Raw genomic sequence first — 22,083 nt, forward strand, 5'->3', positions numbered from 1 at the left:
AAGGCTCGTCCGCTCAGGGTTAGTCGGGACCTAAGCCGAGGCTGAAAAGCGTAGGCGATGGACAACAGGTTGATATTCCTGTACCACCTCTTTACCGTTTGAGCGATGGAGGGACGCAGGAGGATAGGGTAAGCGCACTGTTGGATATGTGCGTCCAAGCAGTTAGACTGGTAAGTAGGCAAATCCGCTTACCGTAAGGTTGAGCTGTGATGGCGAGGGAAATATAGTACCGAAGTTCCTGATTCCACACTGCCAAGAAAAGCTTCTAGCGAGGTAAATGGTGCCCGTACCGCAAACCGACACAGGTAGGCGAGGAGAGAATCCTAAGGTGATCGAGAGAACTCTCGTTAAGGAACTCGGCAAAATGACCCCGTAACTTCGGGAGAAGGGGTGCTTTTTAGGGTGCATAGCCCTGAAGAGCCGCAGTGAATAGGCCCAGGCGACTGTTTAGCAAAAACACAGGTCTCTGCGAAGCCGCAAGGCGAAGTATAGGGGCTGACACCTGCCCGGTGCTGGAAGGTTAAGAGGAGGGGTTAGCGCAAGCGAAGCTCTGAATCGAAGCCCCAGTAAACGGCGGCCGTAACTATAACGGTCCTAAGGTAGCGAAATTCCTTGTCAGGTAAGTTCTGACCCGCACGAAAGGTGTAACGATCTGGGCACTGTCTCAACGAGAGACTCGGTGAAATTATAGTACCTGTGAAGATGCAGGTTACCCGCGACAGGACGGAAAGACCCCGTGGAGCTTTACTGCAGCCTGATATTGAATTTTGGTACAGCTTGTACAGGATAGGTAGGAGCCTTGGAAGCCGGAGCGCCAGCTTCGGTGGAGGCATCGGTGGGATACTACCCTGGCTGTATTGAAATTCTAACCCGAAGGCCTTATCGGCCTTGGAGACAGTGTCAGGTGGGCAGTTTGACTGGGGCGGTCGCCTCCTAAAAAGTAACGGAGGCGCCCAAAGGTTCCCTCAGAATGGTTGGAAATCATTCGTAGAGTGTAAAGGCACAAGGGAGCTTGACTGCGAGACCTACAAGTCGAGCAGGGACGAAAGTCGGGCTTAGTGATCCGGTGGTTCCGCATGGAAGGGCCATCGCTCAACGGATAAAAGCTACCCCGGGGATAACAGGCTTATCTCCCCCAAGAGTCCACATCGACGGGGAGGTTTGGCACCTCGATGTCGGCTCATCGCATCCTGGGGCTGTAGTCGGTCCCAAGGGTTGGGCTGTTCGCCCATTAAAGCGGTACGCGAGCTGGGTTCAGAACGTCGTGAGACAGTTCGGTCCCTATCCGTCGTGGGCGTAGGAAATTTGAGAGGAGCTGTCCTTAGTACGAGAGGACCGGGATGGACACACCGCTGGTGTACCAGTTGTTCTGCCAAGGGCATAGCTGGGTAGCTATGTGTGGAAGGGATAAGTGCTGAAAGCATCTAAGCATGAAGCCCCCCTCAAGATGAGATTTCCCATAGTGTTAAACTAGTAAGATCCCTCGAAGATGACGAGGTTGATAGGTCAGAGGTGGAAGCATGGTGACATGTGCAGCTGACTGATACTAATCGATCGAGGACTTAACCAAAATACTTCGAAGATGAATGCACGTACGTTATCTAGTTTTGAAGGAATGAATCCTTCAACATAGTCTAGTGGCGATAGCGAAGAGGTCACACCCGTTCCCATACCGAACACGGAAGTTAAGCTCTTCAGCGCCGATGGTAGTTGGGACTTTGTCCCTGTGAGAGTAGGACGTCGCTAGGCTTATATATTATTATCGCGGGGTGGAGCAACGAGCGTTGCATCATCGAAGTTACTGCGAGTTGTCCCGACGGATTAAGCTTCTTGATTTAGCTTGCAGAGGAAGGGACAGTCAACAGCTAACTATGCGCATAACAAAAACTATATATTTTCTATTATCGCGGGGTGGAGCAGTCTGGTAGCTCGTCGGGCTCATAACCCGAAGGTCGTAGGTTCAAATCCTGCCCCCGCAACCAAATGGTCCCGTGGTGTAGCGGTTAACATGCCTGCCTGTCACGCAGGAGATCGCCGGTTCGATCCCGGTCGGGACCGCCATATATACAAACACACGAAACTTTGTAGTTTCGTTTTTTTTATGCGGAAATTTAAACCATTTGAGAAAACCACAGCTACTGATGCTGTGGTTTTTTCTATTTATGGTGTGAACATCTTATTACATTATTTATGTTTGATAACAACCTATAAAGTAAAACCTAATTGAAGGAGTAATGGATTTAAGAAAAAGATAAAATATAGAATTACTAGCCGGAACTTTCCGTAAAGCTTTTATCTAAAGCAATGAAAGGGAAAACTACGACTTAATACTGTTGGAATCCTCTTCATAAGGGTTATGAAGGGGAAAGTGAGCAAAGAAAACTCTGGAAATCCTCTTCATAAGGGTTATGAAGGGGAAAGTGAGCAAAGAAAATGGTGGAAATCCTTTTCATGAGGAGTATGAAGGGGATAGTAAGCAAAGAAAACGGTGGAAATCCTCTTCATAAGGGTTATGAAGGGGAAAGTGAGCAAAGAAAATGGTGGAAATCCTCTTCATAAGGGTTATGAAGGGAATAGTGAGCAAAGTAACCTATCGAAATCCCCTTCATGAGAAATGAAGGACCGAACACAGTAAGAATCCCAATCGAAAGTCCTTCATCAAGCAGATGAAAGCCCGAAAACAGTGTAACGCCCTAGGTAAAGTCCTTCATGAAGCGAATGAAAGCCCGAAAACAACGTGTAGCCCTAAGTAAAGTCCTTCATCAAGCAGATGAAAGCCCGCCCGCAGCGCAACCCCCAACGAAAAGTCCTTCATCGAGCTAATAGTCTAACCCCAATCGAAGATCCATCATCAACTCAACACCAATAATAAATATTACCATCCGATCCGTACATAACCACCTCCGCACCTATCTCACTTAACAACCAATTTTTTATTTCTTTTTTGCTGATTTTGTTGAAATACGGTAAACTTATAATGATGTACTAAGGTCCTTAGGAGTTGTCCTAAGGCTTTTTTTACTACTTGTGTTTTATAGTTTCTTTCGACTTAATAGGAGTGACTTTGATGGCTTTGCAGGACGAATTTCACTTTATTGATCAAATTAAACCAAAACGTGTTGCCCAATCCGGACTAATTGCAGGTATAGGTGACGATGCTGCGCTGTTTCGTCCAACACAAGATATGGAACAAGTCATTTGCATGGATACGATGGTAGAGGGTGTTCATTTTACTTCTCAAACAATGGACCCATTTCAAGTGGGTTATAAGGCATTGGCTGTTAATATTAGTGATATTGCAGCGATGGGTGGAATTCCAACCTACTATTTAGTGTCGATTGCAATTCCAAAAGAATGGAATGAAACAGATTTGTTATCGATTTATGAAGGTATGGCAATGCTAGCAGATAGGTACAAAATGGATTTAATCGGTGGCGATACGGTTTCGATTGCTGAGACGTTGGTTATTACGGTGACTGTTCTAGGTGAGGTTGAGAAAGATACTCATTTATTACGAAGCCATGCACAGCCAGGAGATATTGTTTTTGTCACAGGATCGGTAGGGGATTCTGCTGCTGGTTTAAATTTATTATTACATAATGGTAAGGACCATTCTTTTACTGAGCCAGAGAAAACTCTTATCCACAAACATCAGTATCCGAAACCGAGAGTGGAAATGGGGAGATTACTATCAACTTTCCAAAGAGTTTCTTTGAACGATATTAGTGATGGTCTAGCAAGTGAAACAAATGAGATTGCAAAAGCGAGTGGTGTCACTTTAACAATAGATTTTGATAAAATTCCATTCAGTGAAGCCATATTAGATCAATATAAAGACCGTGCACTTGAGTTTGCGTTATATGGTGGAGAGGACTTTGAATTGATCGGCACTATGGCTGCATCGGATTGGGCTATACTAGAGAAAAAAGCAAAAAAACATGGTTATGTCCTTTCAAAAATTGGGACTGTCTCGGAAGGTGGTCCTGCTGTATTTTTGAATCGAGGCAAGGAACTTCAAAAGCTTGAGATGAAAGGGTATAATCACTTTAACTCTATTCAGCAGAATCCCAACTCAGAGAAGTAGTATGTAAAAAGTGTACGATTTTAGGTAGGGATTTAACTCAGCTGAATAAAGTTATGGCCTCCGGCGGATGCCACGATTTTTCAAAGGAAATTTTTTGAGCTTGCTCAAAAAAAATCGGGCGCAAATACGCCAAGGCGCATTTGATGAAATAAGGTGGAATATATGGATAAATTTGAGTTTATTACAAATACACCCGATGAAACGGGGAGTTTTTCATATCGTTTGGCCGAAAAGCTTGGGCCAGGTGATGTGATAACTCTTGAGGGTGATTTAGGGGCAGGAAAAACTACGTTTACTAAGGGCCTTGCAAAAGGAGTTGGCGTGACAAGAACGGTGAACAGTCCAACATTTACGATAATCAAGGAATACCAAGGGAGAATCCCGTTGTATCATATGGATGTATATCGTTTGGAACACAGTGATGAGGACCTGGGATTTGATGAGTATTTTGAAGGTGAGGGTGTGACTGTTGTTGAATGGGCTCATCTGATTGAAGACCGATTACCTAAGGATCGACTCACTATTAGGATTGAACACCAAGGGGATACGAGACGTAAGATTACGGTGATACCAATAGGGGAAAGGTATCAACATTTATGTGAGGAGTTATTTAGCGAATGAAAGTGTTAGCTATAGATACATCCAATTATGTATTGGGAGTTGCGATTGTGGATCAGGAAAAGGTGATTGGTGAGGTGATTACAAATCTGCCAAAAAACCATTCTGTCCGCGTGATGCCTACAATTGAACAGTTAATGGAGGAATGTGGGATTAAGCCAAAGGAGCTTGATAGAATCGTTGTCGCGATGGGCCCTGGTTCTTATACGGGTGTCAGAATCGGTGTAACGATTGCGAAAACACTGGCATGGTCATTGCAAATACCTTTAGTGGGAGTTTCAAGTTTAGAAGTCGTGGCGGCCAATGGTCGGCATTTTAATGGATCCATTTCGCCAATATTTGATGCAAGACGTGGCCAAGTTTATACAGGGCTTTATAGATATGAAGAAAAAAGGCTAACCTGCGTTGAAGAAGATAAAATTATTTTATTAGCAGATTGGCTAGAAGAACTTAGAAAGAGGGAAACACCGGTTCTTTTCATCGGTAATGATCTAGTTATCCACAAAGAACAGATAGAAACAGATTTAGAGCAATTCGCATATGTTGCACCATATACAGATTGGAATCCGAGACCAAGTGAGTTGGCCATATTAGGGATGGAGAAAGCGCCTGTAGATGTTCATACATTTGTGCCAAATTATATACGTTTGGCAGAGGCGGAGGCGAATTGGTTAGGGAAGAGGCAGGGGTAAGAATGGAAGAGATCATTAAACAACAAATTTTGTTTCGTTTCATGACAATAGAAGATATTGATGGTGTGATGAAGGTTGAGAAATCAGCATTTACAGTACCTTGGAAGAGGGAAGCCTTCTATAATGAGCTTGTTCATAATCAGTTTGCCAAATATATTGTCATGACTGATAACGATCAAGTGATTGGATATTGTGGAATGTGGCTTATTTTGGATGAGGCTCATATAACCAATATCGCAGTTCTTCCTGAATACAGAGGGAAAAAGCTTGGGGAAGCCTTACTTATGCAGGCAAAGCTTTTAGCGATGCAGCACCAGGCTGCTACAATGACGCTTGAGGTTAGAGTATCTAATCATGTCGCCCAAAACCTTTATAAAAAATTAGGGTTTAAGCCTGGTGGGATCCGAAAAAATTACTATACTGATAATAACGAAGACGCGCTAGTTATGTGGGTGAATTTAAATGAGTGATAACCAAATAATCATGGGAATTGAAACAAGCTGTGATGAGACGGCTGTTTCAATCGTACAAAATGGACGAGAAATATTATCAAATGTTGTAGCATCTCAAATCGAAAGTCATAAACGCTTTGGCGGAGTCGTTCCAGAAATCGCCTCAAGGCATCATGTTGAAGCTATTACACTGGTAATTGAAGAAGCTTTAAAACAGGCAGATAAGAGTTTTGAGGATATTGATGGTATTGCAGTGACGGAGGGCCCTGGTTTAGTAGGAGCATTGTTAATAGGTGTTAATGCTGCTAAAGCAGTAGCATTTGCCCATGATATTCCGCTATTAGGAGTCCACCATATTGCAGGTCATATTTATGCAAATCGATTGGTTGAGGAGCTGGAGTTTCCATTATTGGCATTGGTTGTTTCAGGGGGCCATACAGAGCTTGTCTACATGGAGGAGCATGCATCTTTTAAAGTGATTGGGGAAACAAGGGATGATGCTGCTGGTGAGGCATATGACAAGGTGGCTAGAACTCTTAACCTTCCATATCCAGGTGGGCCACACATTGATCGACTTGCACATGAGGGAACAGCAACGATTGATTTACCGAGAGCTTGGCTAGAAGAGGATTCTTACGATTTTAGTTTTAGTGGATTAAAATCTGCTGTTATTAATACCCTTCATAATGCTGAACAACGAGGAGAAACCATTGATCCGAAGAATCTAGCAGCAAGCTTTCAGGAAAGTGTGATCGATGTCTTAGTGACTAAAACAGTGAAGGCAGCTAAAGAATATAAGGTAAAACAAGTATTACTAGCTGGTGGGGTTGCCGCAAATAAAGGGCTTCGTGCAGCTTTAGAGCATGCATTTTCTGATATGCCAGAGGTTAAACTCATTATTCCTCCATTTTCATTATGTACAGATAACGCCGCAATGATTGCTGCAGTTGGTAGTGTGTTGTACGAAAAAGGAAAGCGTTCGTCTTACGCATTGAATGCTAATCCTGGGTTAGACATTGAAAGATAGTCAAAAAGTCCTCTTTTATTAAAGAGGGCTTTTTTGTTGATAAATAATCCACATAATCACAGGTTTTGTGGAAAACTTATAAAAAGTACCGAAATAACTAATATGTATTTGTGGACATTTTTTGTGGATAAGTCTGTTGATAAGTGTGGATTATGTGGATAACGTGGATAAGATAGTGTATAACTATATTTTTTTGTGTAAGTAATCAAAAAAATTCCCCATTCTAAAAATTAGAGATGGGGATATCTTTATTTTGTTGATAGGTGTAAAGTTCTAGGATGTTAGTTATCCACTGATTTCGTGGAGAGATTCCCATTCTTCCATAAGCGCTTCAAGTTTTGCTGAGGATTTTTCGTTTTCTTCATTAATTCGTTGAACTTCCTCATGATTTTGATAGACTTCTGGATCACAGAGAAGCTGTTCATTTTCTTCGATTTTTTCTTCGATTGTTGAAATTTCCAACTCGATTTCTTCGATTCTGCGTTTTCTTTGACGCTCAAGCTTCTTTAATTGTTTTTCTTGTTCATAGGATGTCTTTTCTTGGACCACTTCACGTTTGGTGTTCTTTGACTCTTGGGCTTCTAGCCTTGCGAGTTCCTCCATTTCAAACTTCTTTTCAAGGTGGTAGTCATAATCACCTAAGTATTCTGTAAGTCCTTCATTAGATAACTCAAACACTTTTGTTGCAATGCGGTTAATAAAATATCGGTCATGGGAAACAAAAAGGATTGTACCGGGATAATCAATTAGAGCATTTTCAAGTACTTCCTTACTATCAAGGTCTAAGTGGTTGGTAGGCTCGTCAAGAATGAGAAAATTAGATTTCTCCATCATTAGCTTCGAAAGGGCAAGTCTTGCTTTCTCGCCACCACTTAAGGTTGAAACGGTTTTTAACACATCATCCCCTGAGAAGAGAAAGTTTCCAAGAACCGTACGGATTTCTTTTTCAGTTTTAAGAGGGTATTCGTCCCATAATTCATTTAAAACTCGCTTGTTCGAGTTGAGGTCCGCTTGTTGTTGATCATAGTAACCGATGGTCACATGTGAACCAAAGCGAAATGTTCCCTCTACGTTGTCGAGTTTTTCAATAATTGCTTTTAGTAAGGTTGATTTTCCGATTCCGTTTGGACCCACTAAAGCAATGCTATCTTCACGGTAAATATTGAAATTAATATTTTTGATAATCGGTTTGCCTTTTTCGTACGAAACGGTGATATCTTTTGCACTTAGTACGTCATTTCCACTTTGCCTCTCGATTTCAAATCGGAAGGAAGCTGACTTTTCATCACCTAACGGCCTGTCCATTAGCTCCATTCTTTCAAGTTGCTTTCGTCTACTTTGGGCACGCTTGGTGGTTGAAGCTCGAACTAGGTTTTTTGCGATGAAATCCTTTAGCTTTTCCACTTCTTCTTGTTGTTTTTCATATTTTTTCAACTCAAGTTCATAGTTTTCAGCCTTGAGTTTTAAATAGTTGCTATAGTTACCGACATATCTGGTGCTTGTGTGTCTTGAAATTTCATAAACTTGGTTGACCACTTTATCAAGGAAGTATCGGTCATGGGATACGATTAATAGTGCTCCAGGATATCCTTGTAGATATTGTTCTAGCCACGTAAGTGTGTTGATATCAAGGTGGTTAGTTGGCTCGTCCAAGATTAACAGATCAGGCTTGGTTAGTAATAGTTTACAAAGGGCAAGGCGTGTCTTCTGACCGCCGCTTAAGCTGGATATTTTGGTTTGGTAGTCTTCTTCTGTAAAATTAAAACCATGTAGAATGGATCGAATATCAGCTTCGTATTGATAGCCTCCCTTTTCCTTAAAATCAACCTGTAGCTGATCATATTCTTCAAGTAATTTTTGGTAGTCAACCGGATTTTCAAAGAGGGATGGGTCTCCCATTTTAACCTCTAAGTCTCTAAGGTCTTTTTCAAGCTTTTGTAAGGAGGCAAAAACAGTTAGCATTTCCTCCCAGATGGTCAAACTCGATTCAAGTCCGGTGTTTTGAGCGAGGTAATCAATGGTAACACTTTTCGGTTTGATAATTTCACCGCCATCATGAGACATATGGCCAGCAATAATTTTTAAAAGTGTTGATTTTCCAGCACCGTTTCGTCCAACGATGGCAATACGGTCGCGAGTTTGTACTTCTAACTTTATATTCGATAATATAAGATCAGCAGCAAAATACTTTTTGAGCTGATTTACTTGTAGTAAAATCATGTTATTTCACCTCTTGTTTCTATCATCAGTGTATCTTATATTGTCTAATTAGAGCAACTGCAATGATATTGTTCACAGATGTATCAAAGACAGATGTGTTAAAATAGTGTATAGTTTATGGGAGGGTTTGTTTATGTCATCATTTACCCATTTTAATGAGCAAGGTCGTGCCAAGATGGTCGACATTACGGAAAAAGCAGATACTGTCCGTACAGCAATTGCAAAATCAAGTATTACTGTAAATAAAATCATTTATGAGCAAATAATAAATAATGAGGTTAGTAAGGGTGATGTCCTTGCTGTTTCTCAGGTTGCCGGGATTATGGCAGCCAAAAAGACGTCAGAGTTAATTCCGATGTGTCATCCATTGGCATTAAAGGGCGTTGATATACGTTTTAGCTGGACAATCCAAGATGAATATATTTTAAATATCACGGTTTCAGTTAAAACAAAGGGCAGTACAGGTGTCGAAATGGAAGCACTTACTGCTGCATCTGTTTGTGCGCTAACTGTCTATGATATGTGTAAAGCGGTTGATAAAGGAATGGTCATTGGACCAACTTATTTGGCTGAAAAAACAGGTGGAAAGAACGGAGATTTTATAAGGGAGCTATAGTTAGTTCCAAGTTAGTGGAGGAATTAAGGTGAATCTTGAACAATCAAAAATACCACAAGCAACTGCCAAAAGGCTGCCACTTTACTATCGATTTTTGAAAAATTTGCATGCCTCAGGAAAACAGAGGGTTTCATCTGCAGAACTAAGTGATGCGGTTAAGGTTGATTCCGCAACAATTAGGAGAGATTTTTCTTATTTCGGAGCATTGGGAAAAAAGGGGTATGGTTATAATGTCAATTATTTATTATCCTTTTTTAGTAAGACCTTAGATCAAGACGAGTTAACGAAGGTTACTTTAATCGGTGTAGGGAATTTAGGTACAGCATTTTTACATTATAATTTTTCAAAAAATAATAATACAAAAATTGAGCTTGCGTTTGATGTGGATTATAATAAGGTAGGTAGTAGTATTGGTGGAGTAAAGGTACACCATCTTGATGACCTGGAAAAAGAATTGCCTGATGATGTAACGGTGGCTATTCTAACGGTGCCGGTTGGGGCAGCTCAGTCGATTACAGACCGCTTGGTTAATAAAGGGATCAAGGGTATTCTTAATTTTACCCCAGCACGAATCAATGTGCCTGAACATATTCGGGTTCACCATATTGATTTGGCCGTAGAACTACAAGCCCTTGTATATTTCTTAAAGCATTATTCAAATGATTCAAATGATTCAAGTGAAGAATAATAATAGATCTTATAATTGTAGGGAGGTGACTTACAGTGGGAAGTCTTGGATTCGGTAGTATTTTATTGATTGTATTTGCAGCGTTATTAATCTTTGGACCGAAGAAGTTGCCTCAACTAGGAAAAGCAGCGGGTAATACATTGCGTGAGTTTAAAAACGCAACAAAAGGTTTAGCAGACGATGACGATGATGATGTTAAGAAGAATGAAACTCAAGATGTGAAGTAATGATAGGATGAGTCACATGAATGAAAAAGAAATGTCCGTCTATGATCATATTGGAGAGTTACGAAAACGACTGATCTACGTAGTCGTTTTCTTCTTCATTGTTGCATTAGGAAGCTTTTTTCTCGCAGAGCCAGTTATTCTCTATTTGCAAAATGCAGAGGAAGCAAAAGAGCTGACAATGAATGCTTTTCGTATGACAGATCCAATTAAAATCTATATGCAATTTGCTTTTATCATTGCCCTTGTTATCTCATCTCCTTTTCTACTTTATCAACTTTGGGCCTTCATCAGTCCTGGCTTATATGAAAAGGAAAGAAAGGTAACCTTGAGTTATATTCCGCTTTCGGTAATCCTTTTTCTAATAGGAGTTTCTTTCTCCTACTTTATTTTGTTCCCGTTTGTAGTGAACTTTATGACAAGGTTAGCGGAACGCCTTGATATAAATCAGGTGATTGGAATTAACGAATATTTTCAATTCCTGTTGCAATTGACTTTACCGTTTGGCTTTTTGTTTCAACTGCCGGTTATTGTGATGTTTTTAACAAGATTGGGAATAGTAACACCAATGTTTCTATCTAAAATACGAAAGTTCGCGTATTTTATTCTATTAGTCATCGGAGGTTTAATCACACCTCCTGAAATAATCTCGCATTTAATGGTTACAGTACCGTTATTCGGATTATATGAAATCAGTATTCTTGTATCAAAAAGTGCCTACAGGAAGGCACTAAAAGCAGAAATGGAAGCGGCAAATTCGATAGAGTAGGGAAATCTATAAAAAAAATAACCTCCGTTGTAATCTGTACCCCTTGTAAAGGACATTTTAAAAAAAGCTAGGCTACTTTAAGAAGATGATCTCTGTATTGAACAGGGGTCATCTTTTTCATATTCCATTGATATCTGTAGTGATTGTAGTAGTGGATGGCAGCTTTCACTTCTTGCTTAAGTTCTTTTAAAGTTTCACATGATTTTATATCAGCCAGGTCCTTAAAATGACCAAAGAATGATTCCTGTGGGGCGTTGTCCCAACAGTTACCTCTCCTAGACATTGATTGTTCCAATTTGAATTTTTTCACCAGCTTTTGATAAACAGGGCTGGTATAGTGACCTCCCTGATCAGAATGTATATAAGCTCCTTTAGCCAGTTTGATTCTCCTGTTTTTCTTTAACTTCTTAAGTGTATCCGTAGCGATATCTAAAGTAATTCGATCAGAGACCTGATGAGCTAAGACTTCATTGGTGGAAGCGTCAATAATGGTTGATAAATAAGCTTTTTTACCTTTTCCGAAATATAGGTAGGTTATATCCGTAAGAAGGACCTTGTGTGGGATTCCTTGTTTGAATTCCCTGTTAAGTAAGTTCGGGACGACCTTGTGCTCCTGCGTAGCCTTAATGATGCGCTTGTAGGGGTTCGCTCTCCTAAAAGGGCTCTCAATCCCGTATTTCTTCATGATTCTTCTGATTCGCTTAAGATTGAAAACAACACTAAACTGACCTGCCAATACCATCTTAATTTGACGAGCCCCTTTCTTACGGTTCTTGAAATTGTATGCTTTTAAAACCAGGTCCCGAAGGGATTCATCCTTTTTCTCCCGATCCTTCCTTCTCTGAACTTGTTTAGCAGAAAAGTAGTTATAGTATCCCTGACGGGACACACCAGCTACTTTACAGAGGTGGGTTACCATCCTTGTTAGATTGTATTTCTCGATAACGGAATGAATAAGGTTAAATTTCTGGTCAGCTGACAATTTTATTTCTTCTTCATCCCCCTTTCTGCGAATCGTATCTTTTTTAATAGTTCATTCTCTGCTTTCAACAGGTTATTTTCGGCCTCTAACCTTGCATATTTTTCTTCAGTGGAAAGCTCTCTTTCCCTTGGTCTACCTGAGTTTCCTGATCTTGTATCACGAAGTCCTAGAATTCCGTGCTTACGATAAGCTTCTCGCCATCTTTTTCCAGAAGACTCAATCCGTTTCATACCTAATACCTCAGTATCGAACCCACAGTCCTCAAATATCTCTCTAGGAAACTTCCCCAGGTCATTTTGAGTTATAAAGTGCTCCTTAAACTCATCTGAATAGGTAATACCTTTGGGACTTACTGATTTTACATATGGATTTTTAGCTAGTAATTCGATCTCTTTTTCCGAGAATATTTTTTTACTCATACTATCTCTCCCGCACTATTTTTAATCTATTGTACATAAAAAGACCCTGTGCAGCAGACTTTTTTTAATGTGTCTACTACACAGGGTACAGTTTATTGTGAGGTTATTTTTTTGTTTTTGAGATCTTTTTTATTTTACTGTGAAGGACAAACATTCGGATAGCCACACCAAAGTCGAATGTTGCGACAAGTGCTAGAAGGATGGTAGAGAAGTTCCAAACGGTCTCTGTTGCACTATTAATCGCAATATAGGTAAACAGAATCCCCATTAGCGTGTAAATGATGCCCATTACAAAAGGTGAAGTTCTTCGCATAAATTAAAAGCCTCCAATAAATGTCTGTTGCAGCTTCTCGGCTTGCTTCATGATCCTTTCTATATCATCTGCAAAAATCGTTTGAACCACTACAACAAAAGTATTCATTGCAACATGTGCAAAGATTGGAACGATAATCCGTTTTGTCCGTACATAAAGGAAGGCAAAGGTAAAGCCCATCGCTGTATAAATCAGAATATGCGTAAAGTCCATATGCACTACTGCAAAGATTAACGAACTAATCAGGGCAGAAATGAAAAAGTTAAATTTTTTATATAAGGAACCAAAAATAATTTGGCGAAAGATAATTTCCTCAAGGATTGGCCCAATAATGGAAACTACGATTATAAGCAGTGGTAGGGATTTTACCAAGGCCATAATTTCTTGGGTGTTCTCAGAACCAGCCTCAATACCAAGCAAATGAATCTCAATATTAGCTGCAATAACCTGAGCAGTCATTGCCATGAATATACCTGCTATTGCCCATCCAATCGCTTCTCCTTTTGAAGAACGATGAAGATTTTGATGTCTTTCATTAATATCTTGTCTTAATAAAAATAAAACAATCGGAAGTGCCGCCACAAAACTAATAACAGTCCAAAGGGCAATAATCGTATTCGGGTCAACATCATCTCCGATGCCTAAAAGCAATAGAAGCGGGATACCTAAAATTCCAGAGAACTGCATGATAATGTAAGTTAAAATGACATACCAATAACGAGCTTTCATGAAAATCTCCTTTAGTAGTTGGAATAAATATCAAGTTTTTATACTTTTGTCCACTTTTTGTATTGTATCATATATTCGCTTATATCCATTAGTATTATGCAAATTCAAATTTTCATTGAAGAAAGTAATTTGTTGGTTTATTTTTCCTGCCAATAACATAGGATAGATAGGTGGGCCAAGTTTCGCATGATAAAATTGAACTTTTTTGTAAATTTCTATCTCAAATGACTTGCAAAATAAGTAGAGATTATTTAATATAATAATTGTGTTAGCACTCAGATGAGTTGAGTGCTAATAAGAAGACGAAACTAATTATCTATATTATTTGAGGAGGTTGTTTCACTTGTTAAAGCCATTAGGTGATCGCGTTGTTATTGAACTAGTTGAATCAGAGGAAAAAACTGCAAGCGGAATCGTATTACCAGATTCTGCAAAGGAAAAGCCTCAAGAAGGTAAAATAGTTGCTGTAGGTACAGGTCGTGTATTAGACAGCGGTGAAAGAGTAGCTTTAGAGGTTGCGGTTGGTGATCGCATTATCTTCTCAAAATATGCTGGTACTGAAGTGAAATTTGAAGGTACTGAATACTTAGTATTACGCGAAAGCGACATTTTAGCTGTAATCGGTTAATAGAAAAACAGCATTTTATATCATAGATTCTTAATTTTTTGAGGAGGGCTTAAGAATGGCAAAAGAAATTAAATTTAGTGAAGACGCTCGTCGCGCTATGCTTCGTGGTGTTGATGCTTTAGCAAACGCTGTAAAAGTAACATTAGGACCAAAAGGACGTAACGTTGTTCTTGAGAAAAAATTCGGTTCACCTCTTATCACAAATGACGGTGTAACAATCGCTAAAGAAATCGAATTAGAAGATGCATTCGAAAACATGGGTGCAAAACTAGTTGCTGAAGTTGCTAGTAAAACAAACGATGTAGCTGGTGACGGTACTACTACTGCAACAGTTCTTGCTCAAGCAATGATTCGTGAAGGCTTAAAGAACGTTACTGCTGGTGCAAACCCAATGGTAGTTCGTAGAGGCATTGAAAAAGCTGTAACAACAGCTGTTGAAGAATTAAAAGCTATTTCTAAACCAATTGAAGGTAAAGAGTCTATCGCACAAGTTGCTGCTATTTCTTCAGATGACAAAGAAGTTGGTCAATTAATCGCTGAAGCAATGGAGCGAGTTGGTAACGACGGTGTTATCACAATTGAAGAATCTAAAGGTTTCTCTACTGAACTAGAAGTAGTAGAAGGTATGCAATTTGACCGTGGATATGCTTCTCCATATATGGTAACTGATTCTGATAAAATGGAAGCAGTTCTTGAAAACCCATATGTGTTAATTACTGACAAAAAGATTTCAAGCATTCAAGAAATCCTACCAGTATTAGAGCAAGTAGTTCAACAAGGTAAGCCATTATTACTAATCGCTGAAGATGTTGAAGGTGAAGCACTTGCAACTCTAGTTGTGAACAAGCTTCGTGGTACATTCAATGCAGTAGCTGTTAAGGCTCCTGGATTTGGTGACCGTCGTAAAGCAATGCTAGAAGATATTGCTATCCTAACTGGTGGTCAAGTAATCACTGAAGATTTAGGTTTAGACCTTAAATCTGCTGACATCACTCAATTAGGTCGCGCTTCTAAGATTGTAGTAACAAAAGAAAATACGACTATCGTTGAAGGTGCTGGTGAATCTGACAAGATCGCAGCTCGCGTTAACAATATCCGTGTTCAAATGGAAGAAACTACTTCTGAATTTGACAAAGAAAAATTACAAGAGCGCCTAGCTAAATTAGCTGGTGGAGTTGCAGTTATCAAAGTTGGTGCTGCTACTGAAACTGAACTAAAAGAACGCAAACTTCGTATTGAAGATGCACTTAACGCAACTCGCGCAGCAGTTGAAGAAGGTATCGTTTCTGGTGGTGGTACTGCACTTGTGAATGTATACAATAAAGTAGCTGCTATCGAATTAGCTGGAGACGAAGCAACTGGTGTGAACATCGTACTTCGTGCTCTAGAAGAGCCAGTTCGTCAAATCGCTCACAACGCTGGTCTTGAAGGATCTGTAGTTGTTGAACGCTTGAAAAACGAAGAAATTGGTATTGGCTTCAACGCAGCAACTGGCGAGTGGGTAAACATGATCGACGCTGGTATCGTTGACCCAACTAAAGTTACTCGTTCTGCACTACAAAACGCAGCATCTGTATCAGCTATGTTCTTAACAACTGAAGCAGTAATTGCTGACCTACCAGAAAAAGATGCTCCTGCAATGCCTGACATGGGCGGCATGGGTGGAATGGGCGGCATGATGTAATCATGTCCTCCAGCCCTTGATATATAAGGGTTTTTGAGTAAGATGAGAGTGGAATGCTAACATTTTGCTAACATTGAGGCGAAATAATAGAGGCTTCTCATGAGTTCGTTGGAACTTGTGGGGGGCTTCTTTTTCATTTCTTTGGTTATATTACATAAACGTATAGGCAAAAAACGAATTCCTTGTATGGAATTCGTTTTTTATGGGGCCCTTTTGGAAAACTGGACCATGCCAGTGAGGCAAACTTTTTCTTCACCTAAATACTCCTTTGAGAGTTTATTTGTTAAAAGTAATTTCTCTTTATAAAAAGTTATACTAAAACTAAATTGCAATATAGCAGAGGAATTGCTAATTACAAAAAACATTTGACACATGCTTTTTTATGTTATATTATTATCTTGAATTCAAGATAATTAAATCTGAGATATTATCTTTTAGGAGGTGTTAGTGTGGCAAGAAAATGCACAAACCAACCATTTTTGATTTTAATGCAAACGTCAAGAGCACTCCAAGAGAGAATTAGAGACGATATGATGAAAAATAACTTAAGCATAACTGAGTTTTCAGTTCTAGAAGTTCTTTTTCACAAAGGTAAACAAACAATTCAACAGATTGGTAAGAGTGTCCTGATAACAAGTGGTTCAATGACATATGTAATAGATAGGTTAGAACAAAAAGGGTTTTTAAAGCGAAGTGCTTGTCCGGATGATCGACGTGCTATACATGTAACGTTGACTGATGCTGGATTTGAAATAATGAATAAAATAATGCCTGAACATGAGGATTTTGTAGATCGGGTTTTTGATTCACTAACCTCTCATGAGGTAGATACTCTGGTAGATTTTTTAAAAAGAGTAAAAGAAAAGGTAGAAAAGTAGTTCAAAGTAGTAAGGATATATTTTTTTGTCATATGTCTTGGGATAAAGATACTTTAATTGAAGATTATATATAAATAGAATGGTTTTATTTTATTAGTAAAACATGATAGTAAATTAGTCAAAAAACAAAAAGTAGGAGTGGTAAAAAGTGAGTAAAAAGACAATGGGGATTCACCACATTACAGCAATAGTTGGTCATCCACAAGAAAATATAGATTTCTACGCAGGAGTTTTAGGGTTACGTTTAGTAAAGCAAACAGTAAATTTCGATGATCCAGGTACGTATCACCTTTATTTTGGAAATGAAGGTGGAAAACCAGGGACAATCATTACGTTCTTCCCTTGGGCAGACGCTTATCAAGGAAAAATTGGGGACGGTCAAGTAGGTGTAACTTCTTATGTTGTTCCTAAAGGAGCATTGGATTTTTGGGAATCGAGGTTAGAAAAGTTTGATATTCCTTACACTAAAATCACACGATTTGGAGAAATATATTTGGAGTTTGATGATCCACATGGACTTCACCTAGAAATCGTTGAGAGAGAAGAAGGCGAAATCAATACGTGGACGTTCGGAGATGTAAGACCTGACGTTGCAATAAAAGGTTTTGGCGGCGCTACATTATTTTCAGCAAAGCCAGATAAAACAGCTGAAACACTCGAAAAAGTAATGGGTCTTGAAAAAGTAGATGAAGAAGGAGATTTTGTTCGTTATCGTTCTTCTGCAGATATTGGAAATATCATCGACCTTAAAGTTGTTTCAACTGGCAGAGGCCAAATGGGTGTTGGAACAGTTCACCATATCGCATGGAGAGCTAGTGATGACAAAGACCAATTAGATTGGCAAAAATATGTTGCCCAAAATGGCTACGGTGTAACTCCAGTACAAGACAGAAATTATTTCAATGCCATTTATTTTAGAGAACATGGAGAAATCCTATTCGAAATTGCAACAGATCCTCCTGGATTCGCACATGATGAATCACACGAAACAATGGGAGAACAATTAATGTTACCTGCACAATATGAGCAATATAGAGAGCAGCTCGAACACAGTTTAATTCCTATTAAGGTGAGAAAACTAGATTAATTTGAAAAGGAATGAATCCCATGCGTTCAATTGACCCTACTTCCATATCAGAAAGAGAAAATTATAAGTTTCTAATAGGAAGTATTATTCCGAGGCCTATTGCATTTGTTACAACTCTATCTGAAGAGGGAGTCTTAAATGGTGCACCTTTTAGTTATTTTAATATTGTCTCCTCAAATCCTCCGATGATTTCATTGTCAATACAACGTACAGAGGGCAGACAGAAGGATACTGCTAGAAACATTGCATCGTTAAAGGAATTTGTAGTCCATATGGTGGATGAACAAAATGTTGAAAAAATCAATAAAACAGCTGCAAGTTTACCACCAAATCAAAGTGAGATTGAATTAGCGGGATTAACATCGATTGAAAGTGTAAAGGTCTCTGTTCCTGGAGTGAAAGAAGCAAAGGTTCGATTGGAGTGCGTATTGGAACAATCTTTAGAACTGGGTGGGGTTAATTCTCCAGGTTGTGATTTTATCATAGGAAGAGTTGTTCAATATCATATTGAAGATGATATCTACGCAAAAGGGAGAATTGATCCTCGAGGGTTAGCTGCCGTGAGCCGGTTGGCTGGTGCCAACTATGCAAAAATCGGAGATCTGTTTGAGATAGAACGACCTAAGTAAAGTCTAGAGGACAGGTAAGTTTAAAACCATCGATTCTAAAAACGGGGACGAGGGACCTGTCCCTCTGTCCCTATTGAATGGAGGGAATGAGATGCAAAGAACAGCGGGCATTCATCATATAACAGCAATGGTTAACGATCCACAGAGAAATATTGATTTTTATGCAGGTGTACTTGGGCTAAGGCTTGTTAAAAAAACAATTAATTTTGATCGCCCAGAGGTTTATCATCTGTATTTTGGAAATGAAATGGGAGAACCAGGAACTGTTATTACCTTTTTTCCATGGCCTAAACAGCTAAAAGGTCGCATTGGCATGGGGCAAGTAGGGGTTACAAGCTATTCTATTCCTCCTGGCTCGTTACAATTTTGGGAAGAACGTTTGCGTAAGTTCGGTGTTGAATTTAAGTCTTCTATTCGCTTTGGAGAAAGTTATGTAACATTTAATGATCCAGATGGGCTTGAACTTGAACTAGTAGAGAGAAGCGAAGGACAAATCAACAATTGGAGTTCTGGCGGGGTTAAACCTAAGGATGCAATTAAAGGATTTGCTGGTGCAACTTTAATCTCCGCACAACCCAATAAGACTGCAGATGTACTTGAGAATGTATTAGGTCTCACATGCATTGGTGACGAAGAAGGTTTTCTTCGATTTAAGTCTGATGCATCGATTGGAAATGTCATAGATATTAAGTTAACTCCATCAGTTAGAGGTCTAATGGGAGCAGGAACTGTTCATCATATCGCATGGAGAGCAAAGGATGAAGAAGAACTTTTCAGATGGAGAAATCTTCTTCAAGAGAAAGGGTATCACCCAACTGAAGTACGGGACCGAAACTACTTTAAAGCTGTGTACTTTCATGAAGAGGGAGGAATCCTTTTCGAAATAGCGACCGACCCACCAGGTTTTTCAGTAGATGAGCCAACTAATGAGCTAGGTAAAAAGCTCATGCTTCCTACATGGTTAGAGTCAAAACGAGAAGAATTAGAAGAAAGCTTACCTTCTGTTGAGGTTCGCGTATTGGAAGGAGATAAATAATGAAGCACATATTTAATAAGGGTACAAATCCAGAAAAACCTACTTTATTAATGCTTCACGGTACAGGAGGAAATGAATTAGATTTGTTACCTCTTGCAGGAAGGATTGATGATGAGGCATCTATATTAAGTGTTCGTGGAAATGTTTTAGAAAATGGCATGCCACGTTTCTTCAGAAGATTGGCTGAAGGAGTTTTTGATATAGAAGACCTTATATTCAGAACAAAAGAATTAAATGAGTTTCTTGATGAAGCAGCTGACAAATATGAATTTAATCGCAATAACATTCTTGCAATTGGATATTCAAATGGAGCAAATATAGCAGCTAGTCTTTTATTTCATTACCAAGATGCAATAAAAGGGGCAATTCTTCATCATCCAATGGTTCCTCGTAAAGGAATTGAACTTCCTGATTTAACAGGGAAGTCCGTATTTATTGCTGCTGGAACGAATGATCCAATTTGCTCTCCTATGGAATCTACTGAGCTACAGTCTTTATTAGAAAAGGCAAATGCGAATGTAGAAATTCATTGGGAAAGTAGAGGTCATCAGTTGACAGTAACAGAAGTAGAAGCTGCTGCACAGTGGTATAAAAAATTATAATCTAAAAAATATTTTATAGGAGAAGAGAAAATGACACAAAAAAACGAAGTTGGAGCACTAATTTTACGACTTACACTGGGAATACTATTTTTTATACATGGTTTAGTAAAATTCCAAGGAGGAATTGAGAATACTGTCGGATGGTTTGAGAGTATTAATATACCTGGATTTATGGCATATGTAGTTGCTTTAATCGAACTAGTTGGAGGTATAGCACTAATTATTGGATTTGCTACTAGACTGGTATCTGTTTTAATTGCTCTAATAATGGTTGGAGCAATCATTACGGCTAAACTTCCTGTTGGTTTATTAGGAAATGGTCAAATGGCAGGATATGAATTAGATTTAGCCTTTCTAGCAATAGCTATTTATCTAGCGATTAATGGTAGTAAGTTACTATCACTAAATCGCGTACTGTTTAATCAAAATTCAAATGAACTAAAAAGTGCCGCCTAATAAGGAATGTAAATTTTAGAGAGTGGAATAATAGGAGGTGTATTAAATGGGTTTTTTATCAAAAATATTTGGTAAATCCTCAGAAAAGGAGATAGTGAATATGTCGAATGTTAAATTAGCAGTTATTTTTTACAGCATGGGTGGTACAAACTATCAATTAGCAAAATGGGCTGAAGAAGGTGCAAAAGAAGCTGGAGCAGAAGTCAAAGTTTTAAAAGTACAAGAATTAGCTCCTGAATCCGTAATCGAGGGAAATGAAGTATGGAAAGGAACTGTTGAAGCAACGAAAGACGTTCCAGTGGCAACATCGGCTGATCTAGAATGGGCAGATGCTATTATATTCAGTGTACCAACACGATTTGGTAACATGCCATCACAAATGAAACAATTCCTTGATACCCAAGGTGGACTTTGGGCTACTGGAAAAACGGTTAATAAAGTTGTAAGTGCAATGACTTCTGCACAAAATCCACACGGTGGACAAGAGGCAACACTTCTTTCGTTATACACAAGCATGATGCACTGGGGTGCTATTATTGCAACACCTGGTTATACCGATCCTGTTATATTCGGAGCAGGCGGAAATCCATACGGAACAAGTGTTACTGTGGGTCAGGATGGAAAGATGATTGAGGATGTACAGGCAGCTGTAAAACACCAGGCAAAACGTACTGTTAATGTTGCTGAATGGGTTAAAAAAGGAAATCAATAATGTAATCCTAGGAGCTAATCAGGTATAGCTGATTAGCTCTTTTTTAATCATTTTAGAAAGGAAAAAACATCTTTTGTGAGTAGGGCAGACCAGAATGAGGAATCCGTATACAAGAATGGCGATCGGCTTATATACAAATTACTTCAATTTAAAAATGATTAATATTCTTTTTTCCTCAGGTATGAGCTTTCTTACTGAGCTTTTTCACCATTTTTGCAAAAATGATGGTTATTCTTTAAGGCATTGAGACAAAAGAGGATTTGGAAATTGCACAAGTCTATTTTGAAAAGTTCATTAGATATGACTATAAGATTTTTTATGTAGGAATCACTGCAATCCCTATAGTATATAATGGTGAGCCGGTAGTAGTTCAGCTACTGATTCGAGAATGGTTTTATTTAGAGAGAAAAAGACTAAGTAATGCTAACATAAGATAATAAGGATAAACGTAGGCTTCTCTATGTAAACTAGACTTTGTGAGAGGCCTTTTTTCTTTTGATAAAGTTACTAGGTGATGCATTGGCGTAATAATGGTGGA

General features: G+C 39.1%; 22 protein-coding genes, 2 tRNA genes and 2 rRNA genes (1 of these 26 cut by a window edge). 22 read left to right on the forward strand and 4 right to left on the reverse strand.

Annotated features, from left to right (window positions below):
• The 9 genes from NST91_RS01590 to tsaD all read left to right on the forward strand — a co-directional run.
• Positions 1–1,570: ribosomal RNA gene (locus tag NST91_RS01590) — 23S ribosomal RNA — on the forward strand (it extends 1,362 nt beyond the left edge of the window).
• 63 nt (positions 1,571–1,633) lie between these two features.
• Positions 1,634–1,749, forward strand: a 5S ribosomal RNA gene (gene rrf, locus NST91_RS01595).
• 156 nt (positions 1,750–1,905) lie between these two features.
• Positions 1,906–1,982, forward strand: a tRNA-Met gene (locus NST91_RS01600).
• Positions 1,983–1,985: 3 nt separating this feature from the next.
• Positions 1,986–2,061, forward strand: a tRNA-Asp gene (locus tag NST91_RS01605).
• 1,006 nt (positions 2,062–3,067) lie between these two features.
• The gene (thiL, locus tag NST91_RS01610) at positions 3,068–4,084 is read left to right on the forward strand and encodes a thiamine-phosphate kinase (protein ID WP_341329722.1); all 1,017 of its coding nucleotides are present in this window, start codon (positions 3,068–3,070) and stop codon (positions 4,082–4,084) included.
• Positions 4,085–4,246: 162 nt separating this feature from the next.
• Entirely contained in the window at positions 4,247–4,705 is a 459-nt protein-coding gene (gene tsaE / locus NST91_RS01615) for a tRNA (adenosine(37)-N6)-threonylcarbamoyltransferase complex ATPase subunit type 1 TsaE (RefSeq protein ID WP_341329723.1), read from the forward strand.
• The gene (gene tsaB, locus NST91_RS01620; protein ID WP_341329724.1) at positions 4,702–5,394 is read left to right on the forward strand and encodes a tRNA (adenosine(37)-N6)-threonylcarbamoyltransferase complex dimerization subunit type 1 TsaB; all 693 of its coding nucleotides are present in this window, start codon (positions 4,702–4,704) and stop codon (positions 5,392–5,394) included. Before tsaE ends, tsaB begins: the two co-directional genes overlap by 4 nt.
• Before the next feature lie 2 nt (positions 5,395–5,396).
• A complete protein-coding gene (gene rimI / locus NST91_RS01625) occupies positions 5,397–5,864 on the forward strand; it encodes a ribosomal protein S18-alanine N-acetyltransferase (RefSeq protein WP_445724473.1) in 468 nt (155 codons plus the stop codon).
• The gene (gene tsaD / locus NST91_RS01630; protein ID WP_341329725.1) at positions 5,857–6,873 is read left to right on the forward strand and encodes a tRNA (adenosine(37)-N6)-threonylcarbamoyltransferase complex transferase subunit TsaD; all 1,017 of its coding nucleotides are present in this window, start codon (positions 5,857–5,859) and stop codon (positions 6,871–6,873) included. The genes rimI and tsaD overlap by 8 nt, the downstream gene beginning before the upstream one ends.
• Positions 6,874–7,158: 285 nt before the next feature.
• On the opposite strand, the gene NST91_RS01635 is transcribed toward tsaD, so the two are convergent.
• The gene (locus NST91_RS01635) at positions 7,159–9,093 is read right to left on the reverse strand and encodes an ABC-F family ATP-binding cassette domain-containing protein (RefSeq protein ID WP_341329726.1); all 1,935 of its coding nucleotides are present in this window, start codon (positions 9,091–9,093) and stop codon (positions 7,159–7,161) included.
• A gap of 133 nt (positions 9,094–9,226) precedes the next feature.
• Between NST91_RS01635 and moaC the strand changes: the two genes are divergently transcribed.
• Genes moaC through tatC form a run of 4 tightly spaced genes read left to right on the forward strand, consistent with a single transcriptional unit; the run spans position 9,227 to position 11,390 of the window.
• Complete coding sequence (gene moaC / locus NST91_RS01640; RefSeq protein WP_341329727.1) at positions 9,227–9,709, forward strand: cyclic pyranopterin monophosphate synthase MoaC; 483 nt, start codon at positions 9,227–9,229, stop codon at positions 9,707–9,709.
• A 28-nt stretch (positions 9,710–9,737) separates the two neighbouring features.
• Positions 9,738–10,397 (forward strand): redox-sensing transcriptional repressor Rex, encoded by a 660-nt coding sequence (locus NST91_RS01645; protein WP_121449575.1) that lies wholly within the window; start codon positions 9,738–9,740, stop codon positions 10,395–10,397.
• Between the two features lie 35 nt (positions 10,398–10,432).
• Positions 10,433–10,624: a twin-arginine translocase TatA/TatE family subunit gene (locus NST91_RS01650; protein WP_010285546.1), complete on the forward strand. Its 192-nt coding sequence runs from the start codon at positions 10,433–10,435 to the stop codon at positions 10,622–10,624.
• A 16-nt stretch (positions 10,625–10,640) separates the two neighbouring features.
• Complete coding sequence (tatC, locus tag NST91_RS01655) at positions 10,641–11,390, forward strand: twin-arginine translocase subunit TatC (protein ID WP_341329728.1); 750 nt, start codon at positions 10,641–10,643, stop codon at positions 11,388–11,390.
• 67 nt (positions 11,391–11,457) lie between these two features.
• Here the strand turns inward: tatC and NST91_RS01660 are convergent.
• The 3 genes from NST91_RS01660 to NST91_RS01670 form a co-directional block, all read right to left on the reverse strand.
• Positions 11,458–12,791, reverse strand: a protein-coding gene (locus tag NST91_RS01660) for an IS3 family transposase (RefSeq protein ID WP_445724474.1) whose coding sequence is annotated in 2 segments (ribosomal slippage) — positions 11,458–12,378 and positions 12,381–12,791 — 1,332 coding nt in all. Because the reading frame shifts where the segments join, the coding sequence is not laid out codon by codon here.
• A 103-nt stretch (positions 12,792–12,894) separates the two neighbouring features.
• Positions 12,895–13,104 (reverse strand): YdiK family protein, encoded by a 210-nt coding sequence (locus tag NST91_RS01665; protein ID WP_341329730.1) that lies wholly within the window; start codon positions 13,102–13,104, stop codon positions 12,895–12,897.
• A gap of 3 nt (positions 13,105–13,107) precedes the next feature.
• Positions 13,108–13,833 (reverse strand): CPBP family intramembrane glutamic endopeptidase, encoded by a 726-nt coding sequence (locus tag NST91_RS01670; protein WP_341329731.1) that lies wholly within the window; start codon positions 13,831–13,833, stop codon positions 13,108–13,110.
• Between the two features lie 343 nt (positions 13,834–14,176).
• Here NST91_RS01670 and groES point away from each other — a divergent pair, with 343 nt between their 5' ends.
• From groES to wrbA, 9 genes are all read left to right on the forward strand, one after another.
• Entirely contained in the window at positions 14,177–14,461 is a 285-nt protein-coding gene (gene groES, locus NST91_RS01675; protein WP_341329732.1) for a co-chaperone GroES, read from the forward strand.
• 55 nt (positions 14,462–14,516) lie between these two features.
• Entirely contained in the window at positions 14,517–16,145 is a 1,629-nt protein-coding gene (gene groL, locus NST91_RS01680) for a chaperonin GroEL (RefSeq protein ID WP_121449571.1), read from the forward strand.
• A 449-nt stretch (positions 16,146–16,594) separates the two neighbouring features.
• Positions 16,595–17,023 (forward strand): MarR family winged helix-turn-helix transcriptional regulator, encoded by a 429-nt coding sequence (locus NST91_RS01685; protein ID WP_341329733.1) that lies wholly within the window; start codon positions 16,595–16,597, stop codon positions 17,021–17,023.
• A gap of 148 nt (positions 17,024–17,171) precedes the next feature.
• Positions 17,172–18,110 carry a ring-cleaving dioxygenase gene (locus NST91_RS01690; RefSeq protein WP_341329734.1) on the forward strand — a complete coding sequence of 313 codons (939 nt, stop codon included), beginning with the start codon at positions 17,172–17,174 and terminating at the stop codon, positions 18,108–18,110.
• A gap of 20 nt (positions 18,111–18,130) precedes the next feature.
• Positions 18,131–18,739, forward strand: a complete 609-nt coding sequence (locus tag NST91_RS01695; protein WP_341329735.1) for a flavin reductase family protein — start codon at positions 18,131–18,133, stop codon at positions 18,737–18,739.
• A 91-nt stretch (positions 18,740–18,830) separates the two neighbouring features.
• Entirely contained in the window at positions 18,831–19,775 is a 945-nt protein-coding gene (locus NST91_RS01700; protein ID WP_341329736.1) for a ring-cleaving dioxygenase, read from the forward strand.
• Positions 19,775–20,377: an alpha/beta hydrolase gene (locus NST91_RS01705; protein ID WP_341329737.1), complete on the forward strand. Its 603-nt coding sequence runs from the start codon at positions 19,775–19,777 to the stop codon at positions 20,375–20,377. The genes NST91_RS01700 and NST91_RS01705 overlap by 1 nt, the downstream gene beginning before the upstream one ends.
• A gap of 30 nt (positions 20,378–20,407) precedes the next feature.
• Positions 20,408–20,833, forward strand: coding sequence for a DoxX family protein (locus NST91_RS01710; protein ID WP_341329738.1), 426 nt, complete (start codon positions 20,408–20,410; stop codon positions 20,831–20,833).
• Between the two features lie 100 nt (positions 20,834–20,933).
• A complete protein-coding gene (gene wrbA / locus NST91_RS01715; RefSeq protein ID WP_341329739.1) occupies positions 20,934–21,545 on the forward strand; it encodes an NAD(P)H:quinone oxidoreductase in 612 nt (203 codons plus the stop codon).
• Positions 21,546–22,083 lie beyond the last annotated feature (538 nt).

The organism is Ferdinandcohnia sp. FSL W7-1320 (assembly GCF_038050315.1).
Lineage (GTDB): Bacteria > Bacillota > Bacilli > Bacillales > Bacillaceae_L > Ferdinandcohnia > Ferdinandcohnia aciditolerans.

What these genes read in the sequence shown, in the direction of transcription:
- NST91_RS01635 (WP_341329726.1), bottom strand. Translation starts at nt 9,093, where the DNA reads ATGATTTTACTACAAGTAAATCAGCTCAAAAAGTATTTTGCTGCTGAT.
- NST91_RS01665 (WP_341329730.1), bottom strand. Translation starts at nt 13,104, where the DNA reads ATGCGAAGAACTTCACCTTTTGTAATGGGCATCATTTACACGCTAATG.
- NST91_RS01670 (WP_341329731.1), bottom strand. Translation starts at nt 13,833, where the DNA reads ATGAAAGCTCGTTATTGGTATGTCATTTTAACTTACATTATCATGCAG.
- NST91_RS01695 (WP_341329735.1), top strand. Translation starts at nt 18,131, where the DNA reads ATGCGTTCAATTGACCCTACTTCCATATCAGAAAGAGAAAATTATAAG.
- tatC (WP_341329728.1), top strand. Translation starts at nt 10,641, where the DNA reads ATGAATGAAAAAGAAATGTCCGTCTATGATCATATTGGAGAGTTACGA.
- NST91_RS01705 (WP_341329737.1), top strand. Translation starts at nt 19,775, where the DNA reads ATGAAGCACATATTTAATAAGGGTACAAATCCAGAAAAACCTACTTTA.
- NST91_RS01700 (WP_341329736.1), top strand. Translation starts at nt 18,831, where the DNA reads ATGCAAAGAACAGCGGGCATTCATCATATAACAGCAATGGTTAACGAT.
- groL (WP_121449571.1), top strand. Translation starts at nt 14,517, where the DNA reads ATGGCAAAAGAAATTAAATTTAGTGAAGACGCTCGTCGCGCTATGCTT.
- wrbA (WP_341329739.1), top strand. Translation starts at nt 20,934, where the DNA reads ATGTCGAATGTTAAATTAGCAGTTATTTTTTACAGCATGGGTGGTACA.
- thiL (WP_341329722.1), top strand. Translation starts at nt 3,068, where the DNA reads ATGGCTTTGCAGGACGAATTTCACTTTATTGATCAAATTAAACCAAAA.
- moaC (WP_341329727.1), top strand. Translation starts at nt 9,227, where the DNA reads ATGTCATCATTTACCCATTTTAATGAGCAAGGTCGTGCCAAGATGGTC.
- tsaD (WP_341329725.1), top strand. Translation starts at nt 5,857, where the DNA reads ATGAGTGATAACCAAATAATCATGGGAATTGAAACAAGCTGTGATGAG.
- rimI (WP_445724473.1), top strand. Translation starts at nt 5,397, where the DNA reads ATGGAAGAGATCATTAAACAACAAATTTTGTTTCGTTTCATGACAATA.
- tsaB (WP_341329724.1), top strand. Translation starts at nt 4,702, where the DNA reads ATGAAAGTGTTAGCTATAGATACATCCAATTATGTATTGGGAGTTGCG.
- tsaE (WP_341329723.1), top strand. Translation starts at nt 4,247, where the DNA reads ATGGATAAATTTGAGTTTATTACAAATACACCCGATGAAACGGGGAGT.
- NST91_RS01710 (WP_341329738.1), top strand. Translation starts at nt 20,408, where the DNA reads ATGACACAAAAAAACGAAGTTGGAGCACTAATTTTACGACTTACACTG.